This is a genomic window from Halorubrum sp. SD626R (assembly GCF_001261915.1).
Classification (GTDB): domain Archaea; phylum Halobacteriota; class Halobacteria; order Halobacteriales; family Haloferacaceae; genus Halorubrum.
The window spans coordinates 21,955-48,068 of sequence record NZ_CVRT01000047.1; the positions used below are offsets into that span (position 1 = coordinate 21,955).

The following is a 26,114-nucleotide window of genomic DNA, read 5'->3' on the forward strand; positions in this document are numbered from 1 at the left end:
GCCATCAATGTCATTCGGTAGATTCGTACTCAAACGCAGCCTCCAGGGGCTCGGCGTCGTCTGGGGGGTCGTCACCGTCGTGTTCGCCCTCCGGTTCGTCACGCCGGGCAGCGCTATCAACGCGGTCGCACCGCTCGACGCGGACCAGGAGACCCGACAGGCGATCGCCGCGGAGCTCGGCTTAGACCAGCCGCTGTACGTCCAGTACGGGCAGTACGTCTCCGACCTGCTCCGCGGTGACATGGGATTTTCGTACATCCGCGGACAGGAGGTCGCCGGGCTCGTGTTCGCGCGGCTGCCCGCGACGGTGGAGCTCGCGCTCGCCGCGAGCGTCGTCGCCATCGTCCTCTCGATCCCGCTCGGCGTGCTCAGCGCGACCCGGCGCAACGAGCCGGTCGACTACGGCGCGACGCTGCTCTCGCTCGGCGGGATCAGCACGCCGAACTTCTGGCTCGGGATCATGCTCATCCTGGTCTTCGCGGTGGAGTTCGACGTCTTCAACACCAGCGGCCGCGGGGTCGACGTCGGCGACGTGGCGCTGTCGCTGATCGGGGCCGAGCCGTTCGTCGGCACGCTGCTCGCGTGGCTCGCGTACATCACGCTCCCCGCGATCGCGCTGGGGACGTACTTCATGGCGCTCATCACGCGGCTCACCCGCTCCGGGATGTTGGACGAGCTCAGCAAGGGGTACGTCCAGGCCGCGCAGGCGAAGGGGCTCCCGCAGACGCTGGTCCGGTACAAGCACGCGCTCCGGAACACGCTCATCCCGGTCATCACGGTGCTCGGGCTCCAGCTCGGCACGCTGATCGGCGGCGCGGTCATCACCGAGGCGGTGTTCTCGTGGCCGGGGCTCGGCACCCTCGTCATCGAGAGCATCAACACCCGCGACTGGCCGGTGTTACAGGGGAGCCTCATCGTCATCGGCACCAGCTTCGTCTTCGTGAACGTCCTCGTCGACGCCGTCTACGCGTACCTCGACCCCCAAGTGGTGAACGACTGATGGTTTCCGCACGTGTCATCCGCAATCTCAAGACGGAGTTCAGGAACAGCGCGCTCGCGAAGATCGGCCTGGTGCTCGTGGTCGGGATCCTCGTTACCGCCGCGTTCGCGCCCTTTATCGCGCCGCACGACCCCACCGAACAGCAGCTCGACCAGAGCGAGCTCCCCCCGCTCGGCTTCAGCGAGACCACAGAGCGGACGACCTCGCAGATGGTCGACGGGGAGATACAGACGGTGACGGAGACCGTCGAGGTCACCCCCGACGCGGCGCACCCGCTCGGCACCGACAGCCTCGGCCGCGACATGCTCTCGCGGATCGTCTACGGCGCCCGGACCTCGCTGGTCGTCGGCGTGCTCGGGACGCTCCTCGCGGGGCTCGTCGGCGTCCCGGTCGGGCTGTTCGCGGGGTACCACCGCGGGAACGTCGACGACGTCCTGATGCGGATCGCCGACGTGAGCCTCGCGTTCCCCTCGCTCGTGTTGGCCGTCGCGCTCATCGGGCTCTGGGGGCGCGCGGCGGTCAACGTCCCCGACCCCTTCGTCGTCGCCGGGCTCGCGCCCGGGATGCCGGAGAGCTTCGTGCTCCCGATCACCGTGGTGCTCGTCGTCGGCCTCGTCAACTGGGTGTGGTTCGCCCGCGTCGCCCGCGGGGAGGCGCTCTCCTTACGCGGGCAGGAGTACGTCAAGGCCTCCCGAGCGCTCGGCGCCGACGACACCGCGATCATCTGGAACCACGTCCTCCCGAACGCGATCACTCCGATCATCGTCCTCGGTACCGTGCAGGTGGCGGCGATCATCCTCCTGGAGAGCTCCCTGTCGTTCCTCGGTTTCTCCGGGACGACGCTCTCGTGGGGCTTCGACATCGCGCAGGGGCGCGACTACATCTCGTCGGGACAGTGGTGGATCGCGTCGCTTCCCGGCCTCGCTATCATGTTCTCCGTGATCGGGATCAACCTCCTCGGCGACTGGCTCCGCGACTCGCTCGACCCGGGCATCGAGGGCGAAGGAGGTGCGGCATGAGCCGCGGCGCGCGGGCCGCCCCCGCGCTCCGGAGCGACGACGTGCTCTCGGTCGAGGACCTCTCGACCCGTTTTTTCACCGAGGAGGGGCAGGTCAACGCCGTCGAGTCGGTCTCGTTCGACCTCCGTGACAACGAGATCCTCGGCATCGTCGGCGAGTCCGGCTCCGGGAAGTCGGTGACCGCGCTGTCGCTCATCGACCTCGTCGAGTCGCCGGGGCGGATCACGGAGGGCGAGATCTGGTACCGAGACCCCGACCTCGCCGACGAGTTCCGCGCGGACGACGCGGTCGGCGTCGACGGCGACCACGTCGACCTCCGGACGGTGCCGCCGCGCGTCCGGCGGTCGCTCCGCGGCCCGTCGTTCAGCACCATCTTCCAGGACCCGATGAGCAGCTTCAACCCCTCGATCACGGTCGGCGAGCAGATCGCCGAGGCGGTCGAGGTCCAGCGGCGCGCGAACGCGAACCCGCGGTCGACGCGGTCGCGGACGCAGGGGTACGGGCTCGGGCAGTACCTCATCGACGGGATCGTCCCCGGCCGCGGCTACACCAGCGACGAGAGCACCGAGCGCGCCGTCGAACTGCTCGAACGGGTCGGGATCCCCGACCCCGCCGAGCGCGTCGACGAGTACCCCGGCGAGTTCTCCGGCGGGATGCTCCAGCGCGCCATGATCGCGCAGGCGCTGGCCGGCGAGCCCGACGTGCTGATCGCGGACGAGCCGACGACCGCGCTCGACGTGACGATCCAGGCGCAGATCCTCAACCTCCTGCGGGAGGTCCAGGCGGAGCGCGGGATGAGCATTGTTCTCATTACCCACGACCTCGGCGTCATCGCGGAGATGTGCGACCGGGTCTGCGTGATGTACGCCGGCGAGGTCGTGGAGCGCGGGACGCTCGACGCCGTGTTCGACGACTCCGTCCACCCGTACACGGAGGGCCTCCTGGGGTCGATCCCCGACCTGGAGGACCCGCGGCCGCGGCTCCAACCGATCGAGGGCAACGTCCCCGGCCTGATCGACGCCGAGATGGACGACCGGTGTTACTTCGCCGACCGCTGCCCGAAGGCGATGGAGTCGTGTCTGGAGAAGCCCGCCGAGCGCGTCGTGGACGCCGACGCCGAACACGGGGCGAAATGCGTCCTCGCGGACCGCCCCTACGACCCGAGCGAGGCGCTCCCCGAGGACCACTTCGGGGGTGACGCGGAGTGAGCGACGCTCCCGACGCTCCCCTCCTCGCCGTCGAGGGGCTCCGGAAGTACTACGCGGACGAACGGTCGCTGCTCGACCGGCTGCTCGGCGCGGAGGCGGAGAGCGTGAAGGCCGTCGACGGCGTCTCCTTCGAGGTCGCGGAGGGCGAGACGCTCGGGCTCGTCGGCGAGTCCGGCTGCGGCAAGTCGACCACGGGCGAGACCGTGCTCCGCCTGCGCGAGGCCACCGAGGGCCGGGTCGCCTTCGACGGACGAGACCTGTCGGAGCTGACCGACGCGGAGCTGACGGAGTTCCGCAAGCGCGCGCAGATCGTCTTTCAGGACCCGTTCTCCAGTCTCGACCCGCGTATGACCGCCGGCGACATCGTTACCGAGGGGCTCCGGATCCACGGGCTCCCGCGGAGCGATCCGACCGTCGAGGCGGTCGCCGACGTGACCGTCGAGGGCGACTCCCTCAGCGCCGGGGACGTCGCGGTTCGCGTCGACGACGACGTCGATCGCGTCGTCGACGCCGAACAGAGGGTCGCGCGGGTCGCCGTCACCGTCCGCGAGGCCGAGGAGGGGATCGTCGCCGAGATCGACCGGGAGCCCGACCTGCTCGGAACGACCGTCGAGTCGATCGAGGACGGCGTCGTCGTGACGGTCTCCGTCGACGCCTCCGACCGACAGATCCGCCGGGCTCGCGCCGGGAGCCTGCTCGAACGCGTCGGGCTCTCGGCCGACCAGATCGACCGCTACCCGCACGAGTTCTCCGGCGGGCAGCGCCAGCGGATCGGGATCGCGCGGGCGCTCGCCGTCGACCCGGAGTTTATCGTCCTCGACGAGCCCGTCTCGGCGCTCGACGTGTCGGTGCAGGCGCAGATCCTCAACCTGCTCGACGACCTCCAGGATGAGTTCGGGCTCACGTACCTCTTCATCGCGCATAACCTGAGCGTCGTGCGCCACATCTGCGATCGCGTCGCCGTCATGTACCTCGGCGAGATCGTCGAGACGGGACCGGTCGACGAGCTCTTCGCGGACCCGGCGCACCCGTACACGCGGGCGCTGCTGTCGAGCGTCCCGCGGGTGACGACCGATGACCGCGACGAGGGGTTCGAGACACTTCGCGGCGACGTGCCCTCGCCCCGGAATCCGCCCGCCGGCTGCCGGTTCCACACGCGGTGTCCGGAGGCGCGGGCGGCCTGTCGCGAGTCGGCGCCGCCGGCGTACGACGTCGGCGAGCGGCGCTCGGCGACGTGTTTCCGCGCGGACGACGACCACGCCTACTGGGAGAGCGATCCGATCGGGGAGAACGCCCGCGCCGCGGGTGACGGCGCGGAGGACTGAGCGGTTCCGCGGGCGACGGTCCGGGCCCGCTTCGAGTCGTCGGGTACACCGTCGCCGACGATCCCGCGCTCGGGGCGCGTTCAGATATCGGGTTCGATAACTGGCGCACTACAGTTAACCGTCGACGAGGCGACCGACCGCGTGTACAGGCCGAATCGGACGCAACCGACCCGATCCGGCGACTCGCTTCACATGATCCCGGACACGACACCGTCGCACCGCGCGCTCCGTACCGCCCTCTGTCTCGCCCTCTGTCTCTCGCTCGTCGGTGTCGGCGTCGGAACGGGACCCGCGACGGCGCAGACGGCGCCGACGATCGACGCGACGGTCGACGGCGAGCCGCTCGTCGACGGCGGCGAGCTCGTCGTCATGGCGGATCCGACGGTGAACGTCAGCGTCAGCTCGAACGCGACGATCGACCTGATCGAGATCCGCGTCGACGGGGAGATCCGTCACTCTTACCGACCCGAATCTCGGTCGTTCGATCGGCGCGTCGATCTCGACCTCGACCCGAACGAGAACGCGGTCGAGGTGATCGCGAGAGGCGACGGCGTGACCTCCTTCGAGACGACGCTGACGAAACACACCGCCGCGCCGCGGGTCAGCTACAGCTCCCCGTTCTCCACGAGCGTCCTCGGCGGTCCGGACAACGAGACCAACGTCTCCGGCGGCCAGGTGACGCTGGCCGGTACGCTCCACACGGCGTCGGACGTCGAGCGGATCCGGATCGAGCGAACGCACGTCTATAACGTCTCAAACCAGACAACCCGGACCGACCGAGAGCTGCACCGCATCTCGGACCCGGGCGACTCGTTCTCGCAGGACCTGCTGCTCGGTAACGGGACGAACGAGATCGTCGCCCGGTACACCGACTCGAACGGCCGGACGAACGAGGACTCGTTCCGGCTCGTCGTCGACGACGCGACGGACCCGGTCGTCACCCTCGACGCGCCGAACGAGAGCTACACCGACTCGGTTCGCGTCCGCGGGACGGTCCGCGACGAGACGAAGCTCCACCGGGTGGCGATCAACCGCACCAGCAACAACGCGTCGCGGGTCCTGTTGACCGGTAGCGACCCCGAGCCGGACCCGGAGCGGCTCTCGTACGAGTTCGACGCGGCGATCGACCTCTACGACGACAACGACGACAACGAGTTCCGCCTCGTCGCCGAGGACTCCGCCGGCAACGTTCAGGAGCGGACGTTCACCGTCGAGTACGACCCGACCCCGCGCGTGTCGGTCACGGAGAACGCGACCAACGCGACCGCCGAGACGGTCCGGGTCGCCGGGAACGTCTCGGAGGCGCGGATCAACCGCGTGACGCTGGAATCGATCGACACGCGGTCCGGCGAGCGGCTCGACATCGCTCGGGTCTACGAGGCGGGCGCGCCCACTACGACGACCGTCGAGTTCGACCGCACGCTCGCGGCCGTGCCCGACGAAACGGTCGTCAATCTCATCGTCGCGTACGATCACGGACAGTACTCCCGGTCGATCACGCCGGCGGTCAGTACCTCAGCCGAGTCCGACGAGGAGGGAGCGACGGACGCGTCCGCCGTTAACGGAACCGAAGGCGACGGAAACGCCGGGGACGAGTCCGGATCGGACGACGAGTCGAGCGGCGTCGTGAGCGCGGCGACCGGCGGCGGCGACGCGCCGACGGACGGTGACGAGGAGTCGACGGAGCAGGGCGGCCCCGCGCTCGTTCCGATCCGAACCCGCGAGGCGCTCGGCGGTGTCGTCGTCGTGGGAGCGACGTATCTGCTCGGACACCGGGTGTAGCGCGTCCCCACGGCGACTGTCACGAAACGACCGCCCCCCTCCTCGCGACGATCACCGTGTCCGTCCCGAAAAGTGCTGACGCAGGAGCGCCGAAGCGATCTCGGCCGAACCGAAGCGACGGACGGCGAAATCAGGACGCCGTATCCGGCTAGTTGTACTCGACCGGCCCGGCGATGACGGAGCCATCACGCTTAATCGAGACCTCGATGTCGAAGTCGCTCGCTGACTTCGAGAGATCGAACTCGCAGCTGACCGACCCGTCGGACTCCACCGTGGCCACGCAGTTGAGGACCTGACTGATGCCGCCGCCCGACTCGTCGGCCTCCACGCGGACGATGACCGAGCCCTCCGGCGCGAGGTTGGTGTCCGCGGTCACGGAGAGCTGCGAGTCGTCGCCCACGGACCGGTCCGTGAACTCGGCGTCGGGCTCGACGACGGCGAACGGCTCGCGCAGCGAGACGCGCGGCACCGGCTCCGGGGCGGCCTCGCCGACGGTCAGCTCCACGGCGTACTCCTCGGTCGCGAGCGCGTCCGTGTCGACCATCGCGACGAGCCCGCCGGCGTCCGCGTCGTACGCGGTCTCGACCGCCGCGAGCGGCGCGGTCGGTCCCTCGCCGTTCGCCGCCGTCAGGCGGAGATCGACGCCGTACCCGAGCGTGCCCTGGCCCGCGGGCCCGTACAGCACGGTCCCGCGCTCGCGATGGGTGGTCCGCTCGCCGTCGAGCGCGACGCTCACGGCCTGTGGCCCGGTGACCTCGGGGTTCTCCATCGCGTAGGCCAGCCGGAACGTCTGGTTGCTCGCGACGGGGATCGGCCGGTCGAACGTGAGCGTCACGTGACCGTCGGTGCTCGTCCGGATGTTCTGGATCGCGATCCCCGCCGAGCGGTCCACGTAGCCGTCGCCCGTCTCGTCGACCCCGATCGCCTCGATGTCGTCTCGGGAGAACTGGTGGACGGTCCGCGGCGGCGCGCCGTCGTCGACGCCGTAGTCGATCGTCACCGCCCGCACCGAGACGTCATCTTCGGGAGTCGTCCCAAGCGCGTGGGTCGTCCGCGCGCCGGGAGCGCTGTCGTCGACGAACACGAGGTTGCTCGCGGGCGCGGGCGATTCGAGGATCCCGCCGATCCCGCCGACGGCGAACTCAGTCAGAACCCGGTCGCTGCGGGCGGCGGAGAGGGGCTCGGCCGCGTTCGCCTCGATCGTCACGCCGTCCGCGCTCGCGTCACCAGAGCCGTCCGTCGTCGTTTCGGAGTCGCTCGCTCCCGCGTCGGGCGCGGCGTCCGGGGCGACGACGGTCGCGTTGCTGCCACCCGGGGTCGGTTCCTCGACAGCGAGCACGGCTGCGACGCTCGTCTCGGCGGTCGAGACGATCAGGTTGTAACGCCCGGTGTCGAGGACGGCCCCCTCCGGCGGGTTCGCCTCGGCGAGGAGCCGGGCCTCGTCCGCGTCGCCGGCCGCGGTGAATCGCTCGTCGTCGTCGACGCCCTCCCCGTGGAAGGTGTTGGCGCGGACGCGGACGGTCCCGTCGCCATCGCCGTCGTGCATGCGGAGCGTCGCCCGGTACGGCAGGCTGGCCGCGTTGATCTGGAGGGTGGCTCGGTCGGCGTTGCGCAGCTGGAGGTCGATCGTCGCGACGTCACCCTGCGCCACCGTCGTCCGAGCGTCGCCGAAGCCGACGGCGGGCTCGGACTGCGCCGCCGCGGGGGCGGCGAGCGGCGCGGCGATCCCCGCGACACCGACGAGGAGGACCGCCGCGAGGGTGAGACGTGTGTCCATGACTATCCTGTTCTACCGTTGTCGCGGGTAAATACTTTCTGTGACGGGGTTTCGAGAACGGTCGCTGCAGACGCTCTATTGGCTGATTGTGAACAGGCCACGGAACACCGCAGGGGACACGCGAACCCGAGTGACCGTTGAATTCGCCCGGCGCACGTCCCGGCGTCGATCTTTTAGGGAACCGCCGAACCGTTGCAGTACGAACTCACGACATATGGCGTCGCCGTCACAGCAGCGACAAAAGGCTCAATACGCGTGTCGCTCTCCAGTCAGCCATGACCACTATCGAGATCGACGACGAGGTGTACGAGGCGCTGCGGCTCCCCGAGGGGGAGCGCCCACAGGCCCTGAAAACGGAGCTGGCGGTGTCGCTGTACGCCCGCGGCGTCCTATCGTTCGGGAAGGCGCGGGCGTTAGCGGAGCTGTCCACCCGGGAATTCCACGATCTCCTCGGTGACCGGACCGTTCCGCGTCACTACACCGACGCCGAACTGTCCGAGGACTTCGACTATGCCCGACGGTGAACTCGTCGTCTCCGACACCTCTCCGCTGCTGAATCTCGCGCTCATCGACCGGCTCGATCTGCTCGAATCCTAGTTCTCCAGCGTCACCGTTCCGAGCCAGGTCTGGGACGAACTTGTCGACGGAACCGAAGGGACCGATTCGCTTCGCGAGTTGCGCGACCGAGAGTTTCTCACCGTCGTGGCGGTCGAACAGTCGGCGCTGTTCACCGAGGTGCTTCGCGAACTGGACCGCGGCGAAACGGCCGCGATCTGCCACGCGATCGAGAACGACGCGGACCTCGTGCTCATCGACGAAGCGGACGGCCGGCGTGTGGCTCGAAGACACGATCTGACAATCACGGGCGTGATCGGGATTCTGCTCCGCGGAGCCGACGACGGAACCGTAGATATCGAGGCGGAACTCGACGCGCTTCGCGACGCCGGGTTCTGGATCGCCGACGACCTCTACTCGCGAATTCTCTCGGAAGCGACGGACTGACCGCAGTGTAAGAGTCGAAGCGGAGACTCGCTACCCATCGTAGCGAGAGCGGACGATTTCTCGGAGCGCTTCGACAGCCCAACCGTTTGACGCGACCGCGAGACGGGTCGCTCTCGAAGCGTCGAGACGCACGAAAAAATGGAACCGCGAACCGCGTGGGCCGAACGGGAGAGCCGTTCGGTGATTAGTCGGCGTTAGTTGTCGCGACGGGTCGCGAGCAGGGCGGCCGCGATGAGGGCGACCAGAGCGACGAGCGCGCCGAAGCCGGGCGTGCTGTCGTCCGTGCCACCGTCACCGCCGTCGTCACCGTCGGAGCCACCGTCGTCACCGTCGGAGCCACCGTCGTCACCGTCGGTGGAACCGTCGTCACCGTCGGTGGAACCGTCGTCACCGTCCTCGCCGTCGTCGCCGTCGTCAGTCTGGCGCTCTTCGACGATTTCGACCTCGGCGCGGTCCGTGTTCGTACCGTCGTCGGACAGCACGGTGTACGTACCGGGTTCGAGGTCAGACGTGTCGACCGTGGCGCTCCACTGGCCACTAGTCTCCCACGAATCGGTGCTCGAGATCTGGAGCGATTCGCCGTCCTCGTTCAGAACCTCGAGGGTGATCGACCCGTCGTCGGGGCGCAGGTTGGTCGTACCTTCGACGACCATCGTCTCACCGGTCGCGACCGGGTTGACGCCGTCAGCCTGAGCCTCTTCGGGGTAGACCGAGTCGATTGTCGTCTGACTCTCAGCGTAGCGGAACGACTGCGTGACCATCAGGTCGTCGCTAGCCGTGTCCTCAGTCGTCTCAGCAACGACCCGTTCACGGACCTGCTCCGCGTTCAGATTGGTACTGACGTTGTTACTGAGCCAGGACTCGAAGGCGGGCACACTGTCGCCGCTCTGGCCGGGGATGTCACCGTCACCGATGTTCCCGTCGCGGCCAGGCGAAATGAAGTGTGCGGTAACCGTGCCTTCAGCTAACTGAGTGCCACTCACCGTCTGCGGGATATTGAAGTCCTCTTCGTCGATAGTGCCGTCACTATCAACGTCAACGTTCCGAACGGCGAAGCCACCACGCGAGTCGACGAAGACGAGGGAGATGCCCTCCGAACTCTGGCCTTCAGCAGTACCAGTAATGTCCGTCTGATCGTCGATGTCGTAGTTGATCTGACCGTTGACCGTCTCAAGTTCAGCGTTCAGTTCACCTTCGACCGTGCGAATGCTCTGCGTGGTCGTGGTGGCGCTACTGAACGCCGACGTGTTGATCTGGCTATCGCCGCTGACAGACTCAGCACTGTCGATAACCCCGTACCGGTACGTACCAGCCTGACCGAGGATGGATGCACCCGGAGATTCGATGTTGGAGTCGCCGCTATCTGACAGGACGACATCCTCCAGTTCGTACGTATCGTCCGAGTCGACATCGATCTCGTTGATCAGGAGCTGCCACTCGTTGTTGTCACGGACGTAGACATCGACCGCGTCGATGCCTGTTGCAGTACCGTTGACATCAGCTTCGGAGCCGATGGTGTACGTACCACTCGGGCTATCTGCCGTAAGCTCGCCCTCCTCAACAGTGAGGTCCGTGTCAGTTTCCGAGCTGGTACTGGTGTCGTCTAACTGAGCCGGAGTGACGCCAGTCGCGTAACCGTCAATCGTAACCGAAGTGGCATCAAGAGCGTCGGTCCGGAGAGTCCCAACTGCCTGGGAACCATCCATCTCGACAATAGCGTACGCGTGCGTGATGTCTCCGTCTAGGTTGTTCGGGTTCGTATCGGTGTCGGTCCCATTAGTGAACCCAACCTCGTTCGTGTCACCGGTGTTACGGAAGACGGTGGGGTTGCTAGCCGAATCGAAGGTGTCACGGAAGTCGCTGGCCTCAACGGCAACGACGTGCGTCTGGCCGGAGGTACCGCCGCTGAGGGTGTACTCAGCGTTGGTACCGCGGGTGACACTGTCTTCCGTGGTTTCCAGGGAGAGGTCAGTATCCGACGAGAGCGTGAACGTCAGCTCTTCGGACGTAGTGTCAAGATCGTCTTCACCCTCCAGGATGACCGTGTATTCACCAGCGTCTTCATTCTGGAGATCGATTTCGATCGTCCCCTCGTCTTGCGTAATGAGCTTACCGTTGGTGGTCACTTCGTCGGTAATATCTGTCCCGGACGGGTCCTCAATCGTTACTTCAATCGGCTCAGCACCCGCGAAATTGAAGTCAGCTAACACCGAGAGGCTGTCAGCATCTCCAGTAGAAACGCTCGAACCGGAGATATCCTCACCGTTATCCAGCTGGACTTCAGCATCAAAGATGCTCGGCTGAGCAACGGTAACAATACCGTTGCTATTGCCGTCACCGTCGATTCCGTAGCGACCAAGCGTCTGATCGCTATCGACGTTCTCCGAGAGCTGCTGGTTCTCGGCGTCACCAGCAAGGCCGATCAGCTCGGACTGGCCGGAGAGATTGCCAACGAAGTTGACTTCCTCACCTTGATAGATTGTTGCGCCGTCATCCACGTTCTTTGTTGCGTCCGTGGAGTCAGGGCGTGCATCAACGATGCTAATCTGGGTCAGATCAGTCACTCCAGTAGTGGAATCACCGGAGTCGGTGATTGTCGCAGTAGGAGTGACGGTAGTACCCGTCGACTGACTGGTCCAGTCAATGGTGACAGTACCGGTCACAGTCACTTCACCGGATGCACCGGAATCCAGATTGATAGGACCAGTGCCAGTTACCGAGGCGGGGCCGCTATCAACGGTTACGCTATCCGGGCTACCAGAGCCGAGGCTACCGAATGCGATGCTTCCGTTGTCGGAAGCAGTAAGATTGGTTGTATTAACTGTAATGGAATAGTCGTGTGTCACTACCTCTTGTGCAACTTCGGTGTTGGAATCGATGCTGCCACTGATGTCAGCATCTCCGACCGCAGCTGCAGGCGCAGCTGCGAATCCAACGGCCACCATGGAAAGCACCATGATGACGCTGAAGAAGACCGCGTTGGCCTTCGTGCGTGTGTTATTGTCGTTTGTCATTGTTTGTTGTCTTGTCTGCGTCCGAGTGCGCCAGCAGCTTTGTCCTCGACACTGCCGTCTCGTATCGCGATCGCATTGTGAGACGGGTGAAGTGTGCCACGGATTACTCGCTTCTGCCGCGTTCGGGGATAGGGGCATGAAAACCATGTGACGGTTCTTATAAATACTTTGTGTGTATACCGGAGTGTGTGAAGACTTCACAATCGGCGCGAGAGGCGGTATACCGGCTGTTTTCGAATTCGGGGCTCGTCTCGATTTTTGTGGTGAGGTGAAAAGCAGGGTGGGCGCGTCCGCGAGCGACGGGACTCGTCGGGTCGGATCGCGAGCGTCCCTCTTCTGTCTCGGAGTCCGCGACGGTCACTCCTCGGTCGGATCCGCTCCCGCGAACAGCCCGGCGACGACTGTCTCAATCAGCGTCTCCTCGACCGCGTCGTAGGTCCCGTCCGGGACGACCGGCGTCTCCCGCGCCTGCGTGACGAAGAGTAGCGACCGCAGGAGCCCGCGAACGATCTCCGGGTCGTCGATCCGGAAGTCGTCGCGGGTGACCCACTCCTCCGGCTGCGGGAGCACCCGCCCGAAGCCGGTCGCGGCGTCGCCGTCTCCGCCGCCGATTGTGCCCTCGCCGCCGCCCGCGGCGCAGGCCCCGGCGTCGTCTCCCTCGCCCGCGTCGCCGTAGCTCGCCCCGTCCAGCTGCGCCTCGACGCGCCGGATCTCCCCGTCGACGAACAGCCGCCGGATCAGGGGGTTCGACCGCACCTGTCCGAGGGTCGTCCGCAGGATCGTCTCGGCCTCGGCCCGCGGGGTCTCGGCCTCGGCGACCGCCGCTTCGAGCTGGTCGAACAGGCGCTCGCGCTCGGCGACCAACACCGCGAGGTACAGCTCCTCCTTCGAGTCGAAGAACTGGTAGAACGTGCTCGTACCGATGCCCGCCGCGTCCGTCACGTCGCTCACGCGCGTGCGGTCGAAGCCGTGCAGCGCGAACAGCTCGTGTCCCGCCTCGGTCAGCTCGCCCCGGATGCGCTCGCGGTCCTCGTCGGAGAAGCGCGTCACGCCATCCCCTGTCGAGTCGGCCCTCGACCGGGCCCCGCGTCTCGGTTTCTCTGTTTCATACCCGTGTATGCGACTCCACGAAAGAAACGTTTATTGATTCGTGAGCTAAGTCGTAGACGTGCAACGAGCCCGTTTCCTCTCGCCGACCAGTCTCGCTCCGGAGTCCCTCCGACAGCGGAGCGCCAACGACTCGACCGCCGCGACCGTCGAGGCGCGGTAACGCATGCGAACGCGACAGCTGTCAGTCGTCCTCGTGAGCGTCCTGCTCGTCGCGAGCGGCGTCGGCGTCGGCGCCGTCGGGGCGTCGCTCTCCGGCGCCGACGCGGACTCCGCCGGCGCTGCTGCGAGCGTCGCCGGCACCGCGCCCGCGCAAGCGGGGAGTAATATCGGCGGATCGCCGGACCTCGACGTCTTCGCGCCGAACCCGAACCTCGTACCGGGACGGACGAACGAGGTCACCCTCCAGATCGCCAACGACGGGAACTTCCGGTTCGGGAACGCCGCGAACAGCGAAATCGTCACTACCGCTCGCGACGTCCGCGTCGACGTCGAGGCGAGCGGCCCGCTCTCCGTCGAGTCCGGCGAGACGTCGATCGGCAGCGTGACGACGAACGCGCCCGGCGAGCTACCGGTGAGCCTGAACGTGCCGCAGGATGTCGAGCCCGGCACGTACACCCTCGACCTCGACCTCACGTACGGCTACATCTCCTCCGGTGAGAGCCGGACCGTGACGGTCTCCCGCGACGTTGACGTGCGCGTCCGCGACGACGCCCGCTTCCGCGTCGTCGGCGTCGAGACCGACGCGCAGGTCGCCGACTCAGGGATTTTGACGGTCGAACTCGAAAACACCGGGTCGGAGCCGGCTACCGAGGCGGACGTTCAACTCACCTCGGCCGCCGGGGTGCTCACCTTCGGCGGTACCCAGTCGAGCACGGCTCGAATCGCCGAGCTGGCGCCCGGCGAGACGGCCGCGGTCACCTACGACGTCGAAGTCGCCCCCAACTCGGCCGTCCGGTCGTACGTGGTCACGGGACGGGTCGCGTTCAAAGACCCCGACGGGATCAGGCGAACCGACGAGACGATCTCGCTCGGAGTCCGCCCCCAGGGCGAACAACGGTTCTCGATCGGCAACGTGAGCGCGGACCTCCGCGTCGGTGAGGAAGGAGACGTCTACGGGACGGTGACGAACGACGGCCCCGCGACGGCGCGAAACGTCGTCGTTCAGTACGCCGAGGAATCGCCGAGTCTGATTCCGGTCGAGGAATCAGTCGCCGTCGGGACGCTCGAACCCGGCGCCTCCGCCGACTTCCGACTGCCGCTCGCGGTGAGTGGCGAGGCGGAAGCGGTCGCGCGCACCGCCGACGTGGCGGTTCAGTACCGTAACGCCGAGATGGAGCGACGCAGTTACCAAGATCTCGAGCTGTTGTTCGACATCGCTCCCGAGCGCGATCGGTTCGACGTCGCGGTCGCGGACCGGACCATCCAGGCGGGCGGCGAGCGCACCATCTCCGTCGAGGTGACGAACAACCTCGACGAGGAGGTCAGCGACGTCGAGGCGCGGCTGTTCGCCGACGATCCGGTCGCGACCGGCGACACCGACACCGGCTACGCGCAGTCGATCGCGCCCGGCGAGAGCGTGACGATGACGTTCGACCTGTCCGCGACCGGGTCGGCGACGCCCGGCAGTACGTACCCCATCTCGTTCGACTTCCGGTACGACGACGCCGACGGTAACAGCCAGCTGTCGGACACCGTTCGCGTCCCCGTCGACGTGACGGAGTCGGAGGGCGGCGGGCTACCGCTACCGGCCCTCGCGGTCGTGCTTCTGGTCGTCGTGGCCGGCGCCGCGGTGTACTACCGTCGGAGGGAGTGACCGATGAGCCAGCTCGGCGATCGGATCGAAAACGCGACGATCGCGCTCAGCGAAATCGTCGTCGTCCGTCGAAGGGCGGTCATCGTCGCCTTCCTCCTCGTCACGGCGGTGTTCGCCGGCGGGATGACGATGGTCACGACCGAGTCGGACGCGACCGACAGCTTCACCCAAGACGTTCCGGCACAGAACGCTCTCGACGCCGTTGAAGAGGAGTTCGAGGCGCCGTTCGCCCCCGACGACGAGTCCACGCAACTCGTTCAGACCGGCACGAACGTGCTCTCGCGAACGGACCTCCTCTCGAACCTCCGCGTGCTCGAACGCGTCGACGAACGCGAAGAGCTCCGGATGGCGTCCGCGAACGGTCCGGCGACCCTCGTCGCACAGCAGCTCGACCCGAGCGCGACGACGCCGACGGAGCAACAGCGGGCGATCCGAACGGCGACCGACACCGAGCTCCGAGCGGCGATCCGGGCGGCAAACGAACGCCCGGGATTCAGTCGTCTCGTGTCCGACGACTTCAATCCGAACGAGGCGTCGGCGTCCGCCTCGGTGACGGTGATCACTCACGACGTACCACAGGGGTTCTCCGACGGTGACTTCCAGACGGTACAGACGACCGTCGAGACGATGGCGGCGGACGAGCCGGCCGATATCCGCGCGTTCGGAAGCGGGATCATCAACGCGGAGACCGGCCAGATCATCGGCGACTCGCTGGCACTGGTGATGCCGATCGTCGCCGTGTTGCTGCTGGGCTTTCTCATCATCGCTTATCGGGACCCGATCGATCTCGCGCTCGGGCTCTCGGCGCTGGTGATGACGCTGATCTGGACGTTCGGATTCCTCGGGTTCTCGGGGATTCCGTTCACTCAACAACAGATTTCGACGCCAGTATTGCTCCTCGCTGTCGGCGTCGACTTCGGGATTCACATCATCAACCGGTACCGCGAGGAGACGGTCACCGGCCTCGAGGCGGTCCCGTCGATGCGGATCGCGACGCGGCAGCTGATGATCGCGTTCGTCATCGTCACGGCGACCGCGGTGTTCGGATTCGGCGCGAACGCGCTGTCGGACCTTCCGCCGATTCGGAACCTCGGCATCATCTCGGCGGTCGGGATCGTGTTCACGTTCCTCATTTTCGGACTGTTCCTCCCCGCGGCGAAGCTCGAAGTCGACCGACTCCGGGAGCGGTTCGGCGTTCCCGAGTTCAACTCGGAACCGATCGCTTCCGAGGAGTCCTCGCTCGGCCGGCTGCTCTCGGTGTTCGCAACGGCCGGCGATCGCGCACCGGTCCTCCTCGTCATCGTCATTCTGCTGTTCGGCGGCGGTATGGCCGCGTACGGCACCGGCGTCGACACCTCGTTCTCACAGGAGGACTTCCTTCCCCCGGAGGAGGAACCCGCGTACGTCCAGTACGTCCCCGAACCGTTCGCCCCCGGCGAGTACACCGTCTCGTCGACGCTCGACATCTTGGAGGACCGGTTCGCCACGAATCAAGACGAGTCGATCACGATATATGTCGAGGGGCCGATGGAACGCGACGACGCGTTGGAAGGGTTGGTACGGCCGAACGACGACCCGCCCGAGACGCTCGCCCTCGGTGACGACAACCAGGTCCGTGCGGAGAGCATCGTGACGGTAATTCGGGATCGGGCCGACCGCGATCCGGAGTTCGCCGCGCTTGTCGCGCGCAACGACCGGGACGGCGACGGGATTCCCGACCGGAACCTCGATCGGGTGTACAGCGTTCTGTTAGCTTCGTCTTCGGGCGATCGGGCGGAACGGTACCTGACCGAAGACCGCCGCAGCACGCAGGTCGTTTACAGCGTCCAATCGGACGCCGAACAGGCCGTGGTGACTGCTCAGAGCCAAGAGTTCGCGACCGAGTTCCGGTACGCGGCGACTGCGACGGGAAGCATCGTCGTCTTCGACGCGATCTCGGGGATCATCTTCGAGTCGGCGATTCAGGGACTGCTGCTGTCCCTGCTGCTCACGGCCGTGTTCCTGATGATCGTGTACGGGGTGCTCGAGTCGAAACCCCTGTTGGGGATCGTGAACGTGTTTCCGATTCTGGTCTCAGTGGCGTCGCTCGTAGGCACGATGCGACTGCTCGGCCTCGCTCTCAACGCGCTTACGGCGACGTTGCTGTCGATCGGCGTCGGGCTCGGGATCGCGTACTCGGTACATATCACCGCACGGTTCGTCGACGAGTACGACCGACGAGGGGACGCACTCGACGCGATCCGCACGACGCTGACCGGCACCGGTGGGGCACTCCTCGGAAGCATGCTTACCACGTCGCTCGGCACGGGAGCGCTGGCACTCGCGATCACGCCCGTACTGGGTAACTTCGGGTTGTTGATGGGGCTGAGCGTCGCGTACTCGTTCATTATTTCGGTCGTCGCGCTGCCGCCGGCACTGATACTGTGGGACCGAGCGTCCGGGGCCGAAGCGCGAGCCATGGCGGCGCTCCGGAGCTGAACCCGCGTTACTGAAGCGACATTGACGCGGCCTGCGGCCCCGGTCTCTACGATATCGAATTCGCGCGCCGGACCGCGATCTCTACGTCGAACTCGGCCGGATCGGTCGAGTCGTTCGCGTCCTCGGCGTCGTACTGTATCACAACGTCCTCGAAGGTCCGCGTCCCGGAGTCGAACGACTCGAAGTCGTCTTCGACGTAGGTCCGCCCGACCGCCGTCCGCTCGTCGACCCGCGGCGGGTGGTACGTCCGGTCGTCCTCCGGCGGCTCGTAGTAGGCGTCGACCCGGAGTTCGAGGGTGCCGTAGGCGCGCTCGCCGGCGTTGCGAACAGTCACGTCGGCGACGATCTGCGACAGGAGGTTCGACTCCACGATCCGAACGATATCGGTCTCTTCGACCGTGATCCCGGCCGGACCGGGCGACGTGTCTCCGTCGCCACCCGTCGTGTCCGCGGCCGGCTCCGCGTCGTCGGGACCGTCGCTTCCCCCGCTCGTGGTCGACTCACCGTCCGCCGCCGGCGCCGTCTCTCCGGATCCGTCGCCGTCGGCCACCTCCTCGGTCTGGTCGGCCGCGCTCGATTCGTCTTCGACGAGACACCCCGCGAGCGCGACGGGGACGGCGGCCGCGAGGAACTGACGCCGTGAGGGTGGTCGGGTCATGCCGTCACCCAGGCGTCGGGGAGCCGACCCTGCCAACGGGGACGCTCTTCCCACGCGTCGCCGGAGAATCCGGTCGCGAGGACGAACTCGCCGGCCTGCAGGAGGTAGCCGTACTGCACGCCGGCGAACTCGTCGAGGTCCGTCCGGTCGCTCCCGGCCTCGCGGTGGTAGTAGCGGTGCCACTCGATCGCGTCGTCGGCCGCCTCCGTCGCCGGCGAGATCGGCTCGCGGCTCTCGGTAGCGCCCGCCGCCAGCGCGGCGTCGAGCCGGTCGCTCGCGGTCTCGGCGTCGGCGTACCGCTGGACGTGGAGCGGTGCCCCGTCGAGCTCGCTCGGCGGCCCGCGGAACGCGTCTCGCCGACGGTCGGCCGGCTCCGGGCGGTCCGCGAAGGTGAAAAACAGCTCCGCGGTCCGACCGTCCGACCGGGCGACCGGGCCGAGCCGCTCGCGGAGCGACTCGCGGCGTTCCGCGGGCAGCGCGTCGTCTGTGAACGTCGGCGGATACGTCTCGTCGCCTTCGTCGTCCCCGTCGCCGTCCGAGTACGGCCGGTGCGCGAGCGTCGCGAACCGACGACGCTCGGGGACCGCGAGTTCGACGACGACCCCGTCCGGGTCGCCCGGGGCCAGCCGGTCGAGCAGGCGGTTGTGGATCGGGTCGCGAGAGAACCGCCGATCGACGTAGATCGGCGTCCGGATCTGAAAGAACGACAGGCGCATCCGTTCGAGCTCCTCCGTGAACCGGTCCGCGTCGTTCCGCCGGGCGAACCGATCGAGCACCGGCACGTGTCTGTCGGTCCGCGAGCGGAGCAGTCCCGCGGGGTAGAAGTGCGGTTCGAGCGGGGTCGCCGCGCGCTCGGCCGCGTCGTACCCGGCGGCTTCGAGCCGCTCGGCCATCTCGACCGTCGGGTCTGTCGCCTCGCGGACCGACTCCCGGACGGCGTCCACTTCGGTGAGCACGTCGGCGGTCGCCTCGCGGTAGACGCGGACCGCGGCCTCGTACGACGTCGCGAACCACAGCGCGTCGCCGACGACGCCCCGCGTCGCCGCGGCGAGCGCGGGGTTCGGTCCGGGATCGCCGCCGTCGCTGCCGTCGGACCCGTCGCCGTCGCCGTCGGACCCGTCGGGTTCTCCCCCGCCGTCGGCGTCCCCATCGCCCGAGTCCGGCTCGTCGGGATAGGTGACCCCGTCGACGCCCAGACAGCCGGCAAATCCGGCGGCGACACCGACGCCGGCTAGGAGGTCGCGTCGCGTCCGTTGCACGCACTCCACTCCGACGGGGGAGAACTTAAATTGCCCCCGACGACGACCGAGCGTCACTTCCCTCGGTCGTCGCCGGCGGTGAAATCGAAGCCGTGAACCGATCTGTCGCCGTCCTCGCTCGCCGAGCCGTCCGTCTCCGTCGTCGACTCCGAGCTCGCCCCGTCGGGTTCCGCTCCGGCCGCTCCGTCAGTTGGATTCCCAGTCTGCCCATCCTCGGACGCGTGCGAGTCGCCCGCCGCGTCGTCGCCGGGCCCGTCGGCCGGATCGGGCGCGCCAGGCCGCGTGTCGGCGTCCGCGGCGTCGCCCAGCACCGTGGTCCCGTCGTCGCCCGCGTCGGACGCGTCCAGCGCGGCGACCGCCCGCCGCTGGATCTCGTCGATCCGGGGCACGTCGGTGACGTTCGAGAGCACCACGGTCGCGGTGACCTCAGTCGCGCCGGGGACCGGCTCGTCGCCGGCCAACACCTCGACGGTCTCCGTCTCCTCTTCGAGGAGGTACCGCCCCGTCTCGAACCCCTTCCGCGAGACCGCGTCGGGCGGCCCGGAGAGGATCACAAGCACCCGATCGGCCGAGTCGACAGAGCAGGGAAGCGTCAGCGTCGATTCGAGCGCGCGGCGCACGAGCCGCTTCACCGTCGCGGCGTCGGCCTCCGCGCCGTCGCTCTCCGGCGCGTCGGCGATCCCGAGCAGCCGGAGCAGGCGGGTCACCACGCCGGCGTCATCTGGGGTGAGCTCGTGGGTCGCGTGGCCGATCGAGGCGACGCCCCCCACTTCGAGCGTTCGGGTGACGTCTGCCGGATCGACGCGCAGCTCCGAGACGGACTCCGGGTCGCGCTCGCCGGCCCCGAAGAGCGCCAGCACGCGGGCGGCGATCGCGTCGTTGATCGCGTCGTACCGCTCGGCCACCGGGTCGCCCCGACGCCAGGCCTCGTTGTCGACCGGGAAGACGGCGTCCGCGAGCGGCACGACCGTCCGGATCCCGCGGGCCGCGGTCAGCGCCCGGCGGTCCGGCTCGGTCGCGGCCGGCAGGGCGCCGAGGACGTACACGGGGGTCTCGTAGATCGAATTGAGCTCCTCGAGCAGGACGCTCCCGACTCCGGTCCCCGTCCCGCCGCCCAGTCCGGTGACCAGCATCGTCCCCGCCACCTCCGTCTCGTCGATCCGGTCGAGCGCGCGGCGGATCTCGGGCAGCTCCGCCTCGGCGACCGCCGCACCGGTGTCGGGGTCGCCGCCGACCCCGAACGGGTCGATCTCAGATGCGAGCGCCTCCGTCTCGTCGGCACCCCCGGCGCCGTCGGCGGTCTCAGCACCATCGGCCCCTCCGGCCTCGGCGGGGTCGGGACGCCGTCTGACCGCGGGGTGCGTGTCGCCGAGCAGGACGCGCCGCTCGTCGGGGACGGCCGTCGCGGCCTCGAAGGCGGCGTCGTCGGTGTTGAACACGAGGACGTTCCCGTCGCTGACCGACCGCCCGGAGGCCCGCTCGGCGCGGACCAGCCGGTCGACGATCCGGGTGCCGGCGTCGCCGACGCCGACGAACGCGAGCTTCATCCGACCACCGGCGGCGACCGGCGACGCGCGAGCGACTCGGCGCCGCGACCCCGATCCGGGCGCTCGGCGATTGGTGCGCGCCCCGGGCGGTCAGTGACGCGAGCGCCCTCGGGGCGCCCGGCCGCTCTGGTTCGGGGCATTCAGACGATCGGGTCCAGGTCGTCGTCGTCGTCGGTGATCAGCGACTGGATCTCCTCCTCGCGGACCGCGTCCTGCTCTCTGATCTTGTTCTGCGCGTCGACCGCCTGGCTCTGGATCTCGTCGATCCGGGGCGTCTCGGTCACGTTCGAGAGCAGCACCACCGCCGCGAGCGTCGACGAGTCGGGGCGGGGGTCGTCGCCCGCGAGCACGTCGACGGTGTCGGCCGCGTTCTCCAGCCACTCGCGGGCGGACTCGACGCCCTTCCGCGAGATGACCTCCGGCGGCCCGGCGAAGACGATGAGCGCGCGGTCCGCGCTGGATATATCGCAGGGGACGGTGAGCCGGGAGTTGACCGCCCGGCGGACGAGCCCCTTGATCTTCGCGGCGTCGGTGGACTCGCTCTCGGGCTCGTCCGACTCGTTGAACTTCGACAGCAGGCCCTGTTTCGCGGGCGCGAGCTCGGTCGAGGCGTACCCGATCGAGGAGACCCCGCCGACTTCGAGGGTCCGCATGATGTCGCTGGAGTCCATCGCGTTCTCGCCCACCTCGCTCTCGTCGACCTCGCCGGCCGCGAGCAGGGTGACGATCCGGGTCGCGAGCTCCTTGTTCATCTCCTCGTACCCCTGCTCTATCGTCTGTCCGCGCGAGCGCCAGGCGTCGTTGTCGAACGCGATGAAGTTGTCGACCTTGGTGACGAACGACTGGAGCGAGCGGGCGGCGTTGAGCGCCGGGCGACCGCCCTCGTACTTGCCGGGCAGCACGCCGAGCCCGTACACCGGTTCGTCGTACATCTTCTGGATCTCCTCGATGACGACCGGCGCGGCCCCGCTGCCGGTGCCGCCGCCGAGCCCGGCCGCGACCAGCACCGCGTCGACCTCGTGGATCTCGACGTCGTCGAAGACGCGGCGGATCTCGTCGATGTCGGTCTTGGCGACCTCCGCGCCGATCTCGGCGTCGCCGCCGACGCCGTGACCGCGGGCCTTGTGGTGCGTGTCGCCGATGAGGACGCGGCGGTCCTCGGGGATGTTCTTCGGCTTGGCGAGGTCCGTCCGCGCCGTGTTGATGACGAGGGCGTGTCGGCAGAGGTTCCGACCGGTCTCGACCTCGAACTCGATCATCCGGTCGATGAGCTTGCTGCCGGCGTTCCCGACGCCGATGGTCGCGAGCTTCATCGGTCCTTCCCCTGCCGCGGCTCGACGGGCCCGTGCGATCGCGATCGTGTTCGGGTGCCGGCGGTCCGCGCGCGAGTTTGGGTTCTCATGTGATTGTCCGGTCTGTTGGACTCGACGGGTATTAAGGTGTGTCAGACGCGGACGGCGGGAGAACCCCGGAGACGAGTTCCGTCCGACCGGCTCAGCGCTCCCGCACGACGACGAACTCCGCGAGGTCGCGGAGGTACTCGATCGCCTCCGTCTCCGGCGGGTCGGCGTCGTCGAGCGCGGCGAGCGCCAGCTCCGACTGCTCCCGGGCGCGCTCGTCGATCTCCGTCGGCGACAGCGACGTGACCTGGACCACCGAGGGGCGGTCCATCTCGGCGTCCTGTCCCGTCGGCTTCCCGAGGTCGTCGGCGTCGGCGGTCGCGTCGAGCACGTCGTCGCGCATCTGGAACGCGACGCCGACGCGCTCGGCGTACTCGCCGAACGAGTCGATCGCGTCCGGCTCGGCGCCGCCGGCGACCGCGCCGAGCTCGGCGGCGGCCCGGAACAGCGCGCCCGTCTTCCGGCGGGCGAGCTCCATGTACTCCGCCTCCGTCGTCGGGCGGTCGGCGAGCTCGGTGGCCTCCCCCTCGCCGAGCTCGACCATCGCCTCGGCGACGGTCCGCATCGCGCGCGGCTCCGCGGAGAACAGCCCGAACGCCTCACCGAGCAGGCCGTCGCTGGCGACGATCGCGGGGCCGTACCCGAACTCCGCCCACGCGGAGGGGGTGCCGCGCCGGACCGCCGAGCGGTCGATGATGTCGTCGATGACGAGCGACGCGTTGTGGACGAACTCGATCCCGGCCGCGAAGTCGACGGCGTCGTCGGGATCGCCGTCGAACGCCTCGCAGGCGAGGATCGTCACCGCCGGGCGGACGCGCTTGCCGCCGGCGAGGACGACGTGGCCGACCTCGTCGGACAGCTCCTCGGGCTCGACCTCGTCGATGACGGCCTCCAGCCGGTCCTCGACCAGCGCGACCCGGCGCTCCAGGTACTCCATCTATCGTCCGGAGGCACCGGTCGCGCAAAGGCCTAACGGAACGCCGACCGCCGCCGGCTACTTGAACTCGATGCCGAGGTCGTGGAGCCCGTCGTTGTTCGAGGCGACGTTGATCAGGAGGGGCGTGAGCCCCTCGATCTCGGGCGCGTTGGCGAGCCCACCGGCGTCGAGCGTGCGGAGCCCCTCGATCCCCTCGGCGACGTCCGCGACCGTCCGCTTCGCGTCCTCGTCGTCCCCGATCACGAGCGTGTCGATCCCGAGGTCGGCGTCGAGGTTCGCGAGCCGGGCCGCCGCGAGGTTGTGGAACGCCCCGACGACGTCGACCCCCTCGGGCGCCGCGTCCGCGACGATGGCCGTCACCGAGCCCGCGCCCGGCTTGTGGTAGTGGAATCCCTCCTCGTCGCGTTTCATCCCCGTCGCCGGCGAGACGAGGACGTCGCCGTCGTCGAGTTCGTCCGAGATCGCCTCCACCGTGTCGCCGACGTGGTAGGGCGGGACCGCGAGGACGACGACCTTGGCCGCGGCGGCCGCCGCCGCGTTCTCGGCGCCCCCGACGGTCGCGTTGAGGCCGCGGCTCTCCAGCTCGGTGGTGTACTCCTCGGCCCTGTTCTCCGCCTTCTCGGCCTCCCGCGACCCGATCGAGACGCGGTGGGGCGTGTCGGCCGCCAGTCGGAGGGCGAGCCCCTCACCGATGTCGCCGGTACCGCCGAGTATCGCGATCTGCATACGTTTAGTGCGGTCGCTCGCGTCTTGAGGGTTGCGTGACCGGCCGTCCTCGCCACCGTTCGGCCCGGGGTTCATGTACGCCGGCCGCCTAACGGGCGCATGACCGATGTCCCGTCGCTGGCGCTCCGCTACGTCGCCTGCGACGCCTGCGACACGGTGTTCGCGCTGCCAGACGACCCCGACGAGCCGACCGCCTGCGGCCGGTGCGGCGCCCGCCCGCTGCGGGAACTCTCCGGCGTCCGGGGTCCGGACGCGTACTTCGCGCCCTGAGACCGGTTCTCGGGCCGCGCCCCTCGTGGCGCGACCGGCGCGTCATCCATGCCGATTCACCGCAGGTCGTCCATCTCTAGCTCCCCGGCCGCGATCGCCCGCAACTCCGCGTCGGAGAGGCGCTCGATCACGAACTCGGGCATCCCCTCAGGGAGCCCGGGCGGTATCGACCGACCGCCGTCCGTCAGCGACGCCGCCCGGGACCCGGTGTCGGCACCGTCGACGGCCAACCGACGCACGGTCCGTTCGACCTCCTCGACCGCGTCCGACTGGCACTCGCTTTCCTCCGCCAGCTCCTGCATCCGCTCGCTGATCCGGTTCGACTGCTCGACCACCCCGTCGATCGTCGCGGCGATCTCCTCGGCGGCGGCGGCCTGCTCGTCGGTCACGTCCGAGACCTCGTCGATCCCGTTCGCCGTCTCCGTCACCGCCTCGGCGATGTTGGTGAGACTCTCCGTCGCGTCGCCGACGCGCTCGCTCCCCTCGTCGACCCGCACCGTCGTCTCCGAGAGGCTCTCGACCGTCTCTTCCGTGTCGGTCCGGATGCCGTCGACCATCGACTCGATGTCGCTCGCGCGCTGCTGTGACTCCCCAGCGAGCGACTTGATCTCGTCGGCGACGACGCCGAACCCGGCGCCGGCCTCGCCGGCGCGGGCCGCCTCGATCGAGGCGTTCAGCGCGAGCAGGTTCGTCTGGTCGGCGATCCCGTTGATCGCATCGACGAACTCGTCGATCTCCTCGACCCGCTCTTGGAGCGCCTCAACGTCGTCCGCCACCTCGTCGACGGCGGCGCCGATGTCGTCCATGGCCGACGCGGCGTCGTCGGCCGCGTCCCGCCCGTCCTCGGCGAGCGTCTCCGCCCGGCTGCTCGTCCGCTCGACCTCGTCGGCGGTCGACGCCACCTCCTCGACCGTCGCCGAGAGGTTCGCCACCTCGGAGGAGATCTCGGCGACCTGCTGCGACTGGTCCTCGGCCGCGTCGCCGACCTCGGCGGCGCTGTCCGCGACGTCGCCCGCCGACTCGCGGAGGTCACCGATCGGTGCCTCGACCTCGGCCTCCACCTCGGCCATGAGCCGCTCGTTCTCCTCGACGGCCGCAGAGAGCTTCTCGCTGTAGGAGTGGATATACGTGTCCGTGACGACCTGCATGTCGAGGTTGACGATGCGCAGGATCGACAGGAGGTCTTCGATCGCGTCGTCGACCTCCTCCTCGATCGCCGCCTCGACGGCGTCGCCGACGCCGTCCGCCTCGCTCGGCGCCGCGTCGCTCACCGTTTCTCCGACCCGACCCGCGAGCGACTCCGTGAGTCGGTCGCCGATGATCGGGAGGATGAGGTCGTAGTACACGCCGTACTGCCCGAGGTAGTGTTTCATCGGCATCTCAAGCAGGTCGTGGATCTTCCCGATCCGCGCCCGGTCCTCGAAGTACTCCGGCCCGTAGTCGCCGCCCGCGAGCGTCACGAGGTACGCCGACTGCGTCCGCTTGAGCTGTTCTATCCCCTTGTCGGAGCGGCCGATGACATCGACGGTCTGCTCGTGACCGGTGAGGTTCTCGTAGAAGTCGTCCGCGACCTGCTCGGCGTTCGACGCGAACGCGTCCTCGTACCGGCTCAGCCGGCGTTCGTCTTCCTCGTCGAAGCCGACGAACTCCTTCCGCCATCGGATCTCCTCGGCGTCGAGGCCGATCTCCTCGACCAGTTCCGCGGGGTCGACTCCGGCGCTCAGCCCTCCCTGCCCGAAGTCCTCCCGACCGTACTCCCCTGATGTAGCCATACTGAGGCGTCTTCCGC

20 protein-coding genes are annotated in these 26,114 nt (G+C 68.3%); 10 read left to right on the forward strand and 10 right to left on the reverse strand.

The genetic code is table 11. The annotated features are described in order from the left end of the window. Positions 1 to 7: 7 nt before the first annotated feature. The 5 genes from SD626R_RS03940 to SD626R_RS03960 all read left to right on the forward strand — a co-directional run bounded on the left by SD626R_RS03940 (position 8) and on the right by SD626R_RS03960 (position 6,334). Positions 8 to 1,000: an ABC transporter permease gene (locus tag SD626R_RS03940; RefSeq protein WP_092563783.1), complete on the forward strand. Its 993-nt coding sequence runs from the start codon at positions 8 to 10 to the stop codon at positions 998 to 1,000. Further along, on the forward strand, positions 1,000 to 2,019 hold the full coding sequence (locus SD626R_RS03945; protein WP_092563786.1) for an ABC transporter permease: 1,020 nt from the start codon (positions 1,000 to 1,002) through the stop codon (positions 2,017 to 2,019). The genes SD626R_RS03940 and SD626R_RS03945 overlap by 1 nt, the downstream gene beginning before the upstream one ends. Further along, positions 2,016 to 3,227 carry an ABC transporter ATP-binding protein gene (locus SD626R_RS03950; RefSeq protein WP_092563789.1) on the forward strand — a complete coding sequence of 404 codons (1,212 nt, stop codon included), beginning with the start codon at positions 2,016 to 2,018 and terminating at the stop codon, positions 3,225 to 3,227. The genes SD626R_RS03945 and SD626R_RS03950 overlap by 4 nt, the downstream gene beginning before the upstream one ends. Beyond that, entirely contained in the window at positions 3,224 to 4,552 is a 1,329-nt protein-coding gene (locus tag SD626R_RS03955; protein WP_092563792.1) for an ABC transporter ATP-binding protein, read from the forward strand. The genes SD626R_RS03950 and SD626R_RS03955 overlap by 4 nt, the downstream gene beginning before the upstream one ends. A 192-nt stretch (positions 4,553 to 4,744) precedes the next feature. After that, on the forward strand, positions 4,745 to 6,334 hold the full coding sequence (locus SD626R_RS03960) for a hypothetical protein (protein WP_137782602.1): 1,590 nt from the start codon (positions 4,745 to 4,747) through the stop codon (positions 6,332 to 6,334). Positions 6,335 to 6,482: 148 nt separating this feature from the next. Here SD626R_RS03960 and SD626R_RS03965 read toward each other — a convergent pair whose 3' ends face one another. Further along, positions 6,483 to 8,111, reverse strand: coding sequence for a DUF7827 domain-containing protein (locus SD626R_RS03965; protein WP_241996692.1), 1,629 nt, complete (start codon positions 8,109 to 8,111; stop codon positions 6,483 to 6,485). Between the two features lie 275 nt (positions 8,112 to 8,386). Between SD626R_RS03965 and SD626R_RS03970 the strand changes: the two genes are divergently transcribed. After that, the gene (locus SD626R_RS03970; RefSeq protein WP_092563797.1) at positions 8,387 to 8,635 is read left to right on the forward strand and encodes a UPF0175 family protein; all 249 of its coding nucleotides are present in this window, start codon (positions 8,387 to 8,389) and stop codon (positions 8,633 to 8,635) included. 178 nt (positions 8,636 to 8,813) lie between these two features. Next, a complete protein-coding gene (locus SD626R_RS17125) occupies positions 8,814 to 9,113 on the forward strand; it encodes a PIN domain-containing protein (RefSeq protein ID WP_241996694.1) in 300 nt (99 codons plus the stop codon). A gap of 194 nt (positions 9,114 to 9,307) precedes the next feature. On the opposite strand, the gene csg is transcribed toward SD626R_RS17125, so the two are convergent. Next, entirely contained in the window at positions 9,308 to 12,127 is a 2,820-nt protein-coding gene (csg, locus tag SD626R_RS03980) for an HVO_2072 family ArtA-dependent S-layer glycoprotein (protein ID WP_176697265.1), read from the reverse strand. A 357-nt stretch (positions 12,128 to 12,484) separates the two neighbouring features. Continuing rightward, on the reverse strand, positions 12,485 to 13,177 hold the full coding sequence (locus SD626R_RS03985) for a TetR/AcrR family transcriptional regulator (RefSeq protein ID WP_092563803.1): 693 nt from the start codon (positions 13,175 to 13,177) through the stop codon (positions 12,485 to 12,487). 223 nt (positions 13,178 to 13,400) lie between these two features. Here SD626R_RS03985 and SD626R_RS03990 point away from each other — a divergent pair, with 223 nt between their 5' ends. Both SD626R_RS03990 and SD626R_RS03995 read left to right on the forward strand, forming a co-directional pair. Further along, complete coding sequence (locus tag SD626R_RS03990) at positions 13,401 to 15,050, forward strand: COG1361 S-layer family protein (RefSeq protein ID WP_241996696.1); 1,650 nt, start codon at positions 13,401 to 13,403, stop codon at positions 15,048 to 15,050. A gap of 3 nt (positions 15,051 to 15,053) precedes the next feature. Continuing rightward, positions 15,054 to 17,528: an efflux RND transporter permease subunit gene (locus tag SD626R_RS03995; protein WP_092563806.1), complete on the forward strand. Its 2,475-nt coding sequence runs from the start codon at positions 15,054 to 15,056 to the stop codon at positions 17,526 to 17,528. A 46-nt stretch (positions 17,529 to 17,574) separates the two neighbouring features. Here SD626R_RS03995 and SD626R_RS04000 read toward each other — a convergent pair whose 3' ends face one another. The 6 genes from SD626R_RS04000 to npdG form a co-directional block, all read right to left on the reverse strand. Next, entirely contained in the window at positions 17,575 to 18,186 is a 612-nt protein-coding gene (locus SD626R_RS04000) for a hypothetical protein (protein WP_092563809.1), read from the reverse strand. Next, positions 18,183 to 19,445 (reverse strand): hypothetical protein, encoded by a 1,263-nt coding sequence (locus tag SD626R_RS04005; RefSeq protein ID WP_092563811.1) that lies wholly within the window; start codon positions 19,443 to 19,445, stop codon positions 18,183 to 18,185. The genes SD626R_RS04000 and SD626R_RS04005 overlap by 4 nt, the downstream gene beginning before the upstream one ends. A 53-nt stretch (positions 19,446 to 19,498) precedes the next feature. After that, complete coding sequence (locus SD626R_RS04010; protein ID WP_092563814.1) at positions 19,499 to 20,992, reverse strand: tubulin/FtsZ family protein; 1,494 nt, start codon at positions 20,990 to 20,992, stop codon at positions 19,499 to 19,501. 140 nt (positions 20,993 to 21,132) lie between these two features. Next, positions 21,133 to 22,305 carry a tubulin/FtsZ family protein gene (locus tag SD626R_RS04015; RefSeq protein ID WP_092563817.1) on the reverse strand — a complete coding sequence of 391 codons (1,173 nt, stop codon included), beginning with the start codon at positions 22,303 to 22,305 and terminating at the stop codon, positions 21,133 to 21,135. A 181-nt stretch (positions 22,306 to 22,486) separates the two neighbouring features. Next, positions 22,487 to 23,329 carry a polyprenyl synthetase family protein gene (locus SD626R_RS04020; RefSeq protein ID WP_092563820.1) on the reverse strand — a complete coding sequence of 281 codons (843 nt, stop codon included), beginning with the start codon at positions 23,327 to 23,329 and terminating at the stop codon, positions 22,487 to 22,489. Between the two features lie 57 nt (positions 23,330 to 23,386). Continuing rightward, positions 23,387 to 24,055 (reverse strand): NADPH-dependent F420 reductase, encoded by a 669-nt coding sequence (npdG, locus tag SD626R_RS04025; RefSeq protein WP_092563823.1) that lies wholly within the window; start codon positions 24,053 to 24,055, stop codon positions 23,387 to 23,389. Between the two features lie 99 nt (positions 24,056 to 24,154). Here npdG and SD626R_RS16690 point away from each other — a divergent pair, with 99 nt between their 5' ends. Next, a complete protein-coding gene (locus SD626R_RS16690; protein ID WP_176697262.1) occupies positions 24,155 to 24,325 on the forward strand; it encodes a hypothetical protein in 171 nt (56 codons plus the stop codon). 56 nt (positions 24,326 to 24,381) lie between these two features. Here SD626R_RS16690 and SD626R_RS04030 read toward each other — a convergent pair whose 3' ends face one another. Continuing rightward, positions 24,382 to 26,097 (reverse strand): globin-coupled sensor protein, encoded by a 1,716-nt coding sequence (locus SD626R_RS04030; RefSeq protein ID WP_241996698.1) that lies wholly within the window; start codon positions 26,095 to 26,097, stop codon positions 24,382 to 24,384. Positions 26,098 to 26,114 lie beyond the last annotated feature (17 nt).

What these genes read in the sequence shown, in the direction of transcription:
- SD626R_RS03940 (WP_092563783.1), top strand. Translation starts at nt 8, where the DNA reads ATGTCATTCGGTAGATTCGTACTCAAACGCAGCCTCCAGGGGCTCGGC.
- SD626R_RS03945 (WP_092563786.1), top strand. Translation starts at nt 1,000, where the DNA reads ATGGTTTCCGCACGTGTCATCCGCAATCTCAAGACGGAGTTCAGGAAC.
- SD626R_RS03950 (WP_092563789.1), top strand. Translation starts at nt 2,016, where the DNA reads ATGAGCCGCGGCGCGCGGGCCGCCCCCGCGCTCCGGAGCGACGACGTG.
- SD626R_RS03960 (WP_137782602.1), top strand. Translation starts at nt 4,745, where the DNA reads ATGATCCCGGACACGACACCGTCGCACCGCGCGCTCCGTACCGCCCTC.
- SD626R_RS03965 (WP_241996692.1), bottom strand. Translation starts at nt 8,111, where the DNA reads ATGGACACACGTCTCACCCTCGCGGCGGTCCTCCTCGTCGGTGTCGCG.
- SD626R_RS03970 (WP_092563797.1), top strand. Translation starts at nt 8,387, where the DNA reads ATGACCACTATCGAGATCGACGACGAGGTGTACGAGGCGCTGCGGCTC.
- csg (WP_176697265.1), bottom strand. Translation starts at nt 12,127, where the DNA reads ATGACAAACGACAATAACACACGCACGAAGGCCAACGCGGTCTTCTTC.
- SD626R_RS03990 (WP_241996696.1), top strand. Translation starts at nt 13,401, where the DNA reads ATGCGAACGCGACAGCTGTCAGTCGTCCTCGTGAGCGTCCTGCTCGTC.
- SD626R_RS03995 (WP_092563806.1), top strand. Translation starts at nt 15,054, where the DNA reads ATGAGCCAGCTCGGCGATCGGATCGAAAACGCGACGATCGCGCTCAGC.
- SD626R_RS04000 (WP_092563809.1), bottom strand. Translation starts at nt 18,186, where the DNA reads ATGACCCGACCACCCTCACGGCGTCAGTTCCTCGCGGCCGCCGTCCCC.
- SD626R_RS04010 (WP_092563814.1), bottom strand. Translation starts at nt 20,992, where the DNA reads ATGAAGCTCGCGTTCGTCGGCGTCGGCGACGCCGGCACCCGGATCGTC.
- SD626R_RS04015 (WP_092563817.1), bottom strand. Translation starts at nt 22,305, where the DNA reads ATGAAGCTCGCGACCATCGGCGTCGGGAACGCCGGCAGCAAGCTCATC.
- SD626R_RS04020 (WP_092563820.1), bottom strand. Translation starts at nt 23,329, where the DNA reads ATGGAGTACCTGGAGCGCCGGGTCGCGCTGGTCGAGGACCGGCTGGAG.
- npdG (WP_092563823.1), bottom strand. Translation starts at nt 24,055, where the DNA reads ATGCAGATCGCGATACTCGGCGGTACCGGCGACATCGGTGAGGGGCTC.
- SD626R_RS16690 (WP_176697262.1), top strand. Translation starts at nt 24,155, where the DNA reads ATGACCGATGTCCCGTCGCTGGCGCTCCGCTACGTCGCCTGCGACGCC.
- SD626R_RS04030 (WP_241996698.1), bottom strand. Translation starts at nt 26,097, where the DNA reads ATGGCTACATCAGGGGAGTACGGTCGGGAGGACTTCGGGCAGGGAGGG.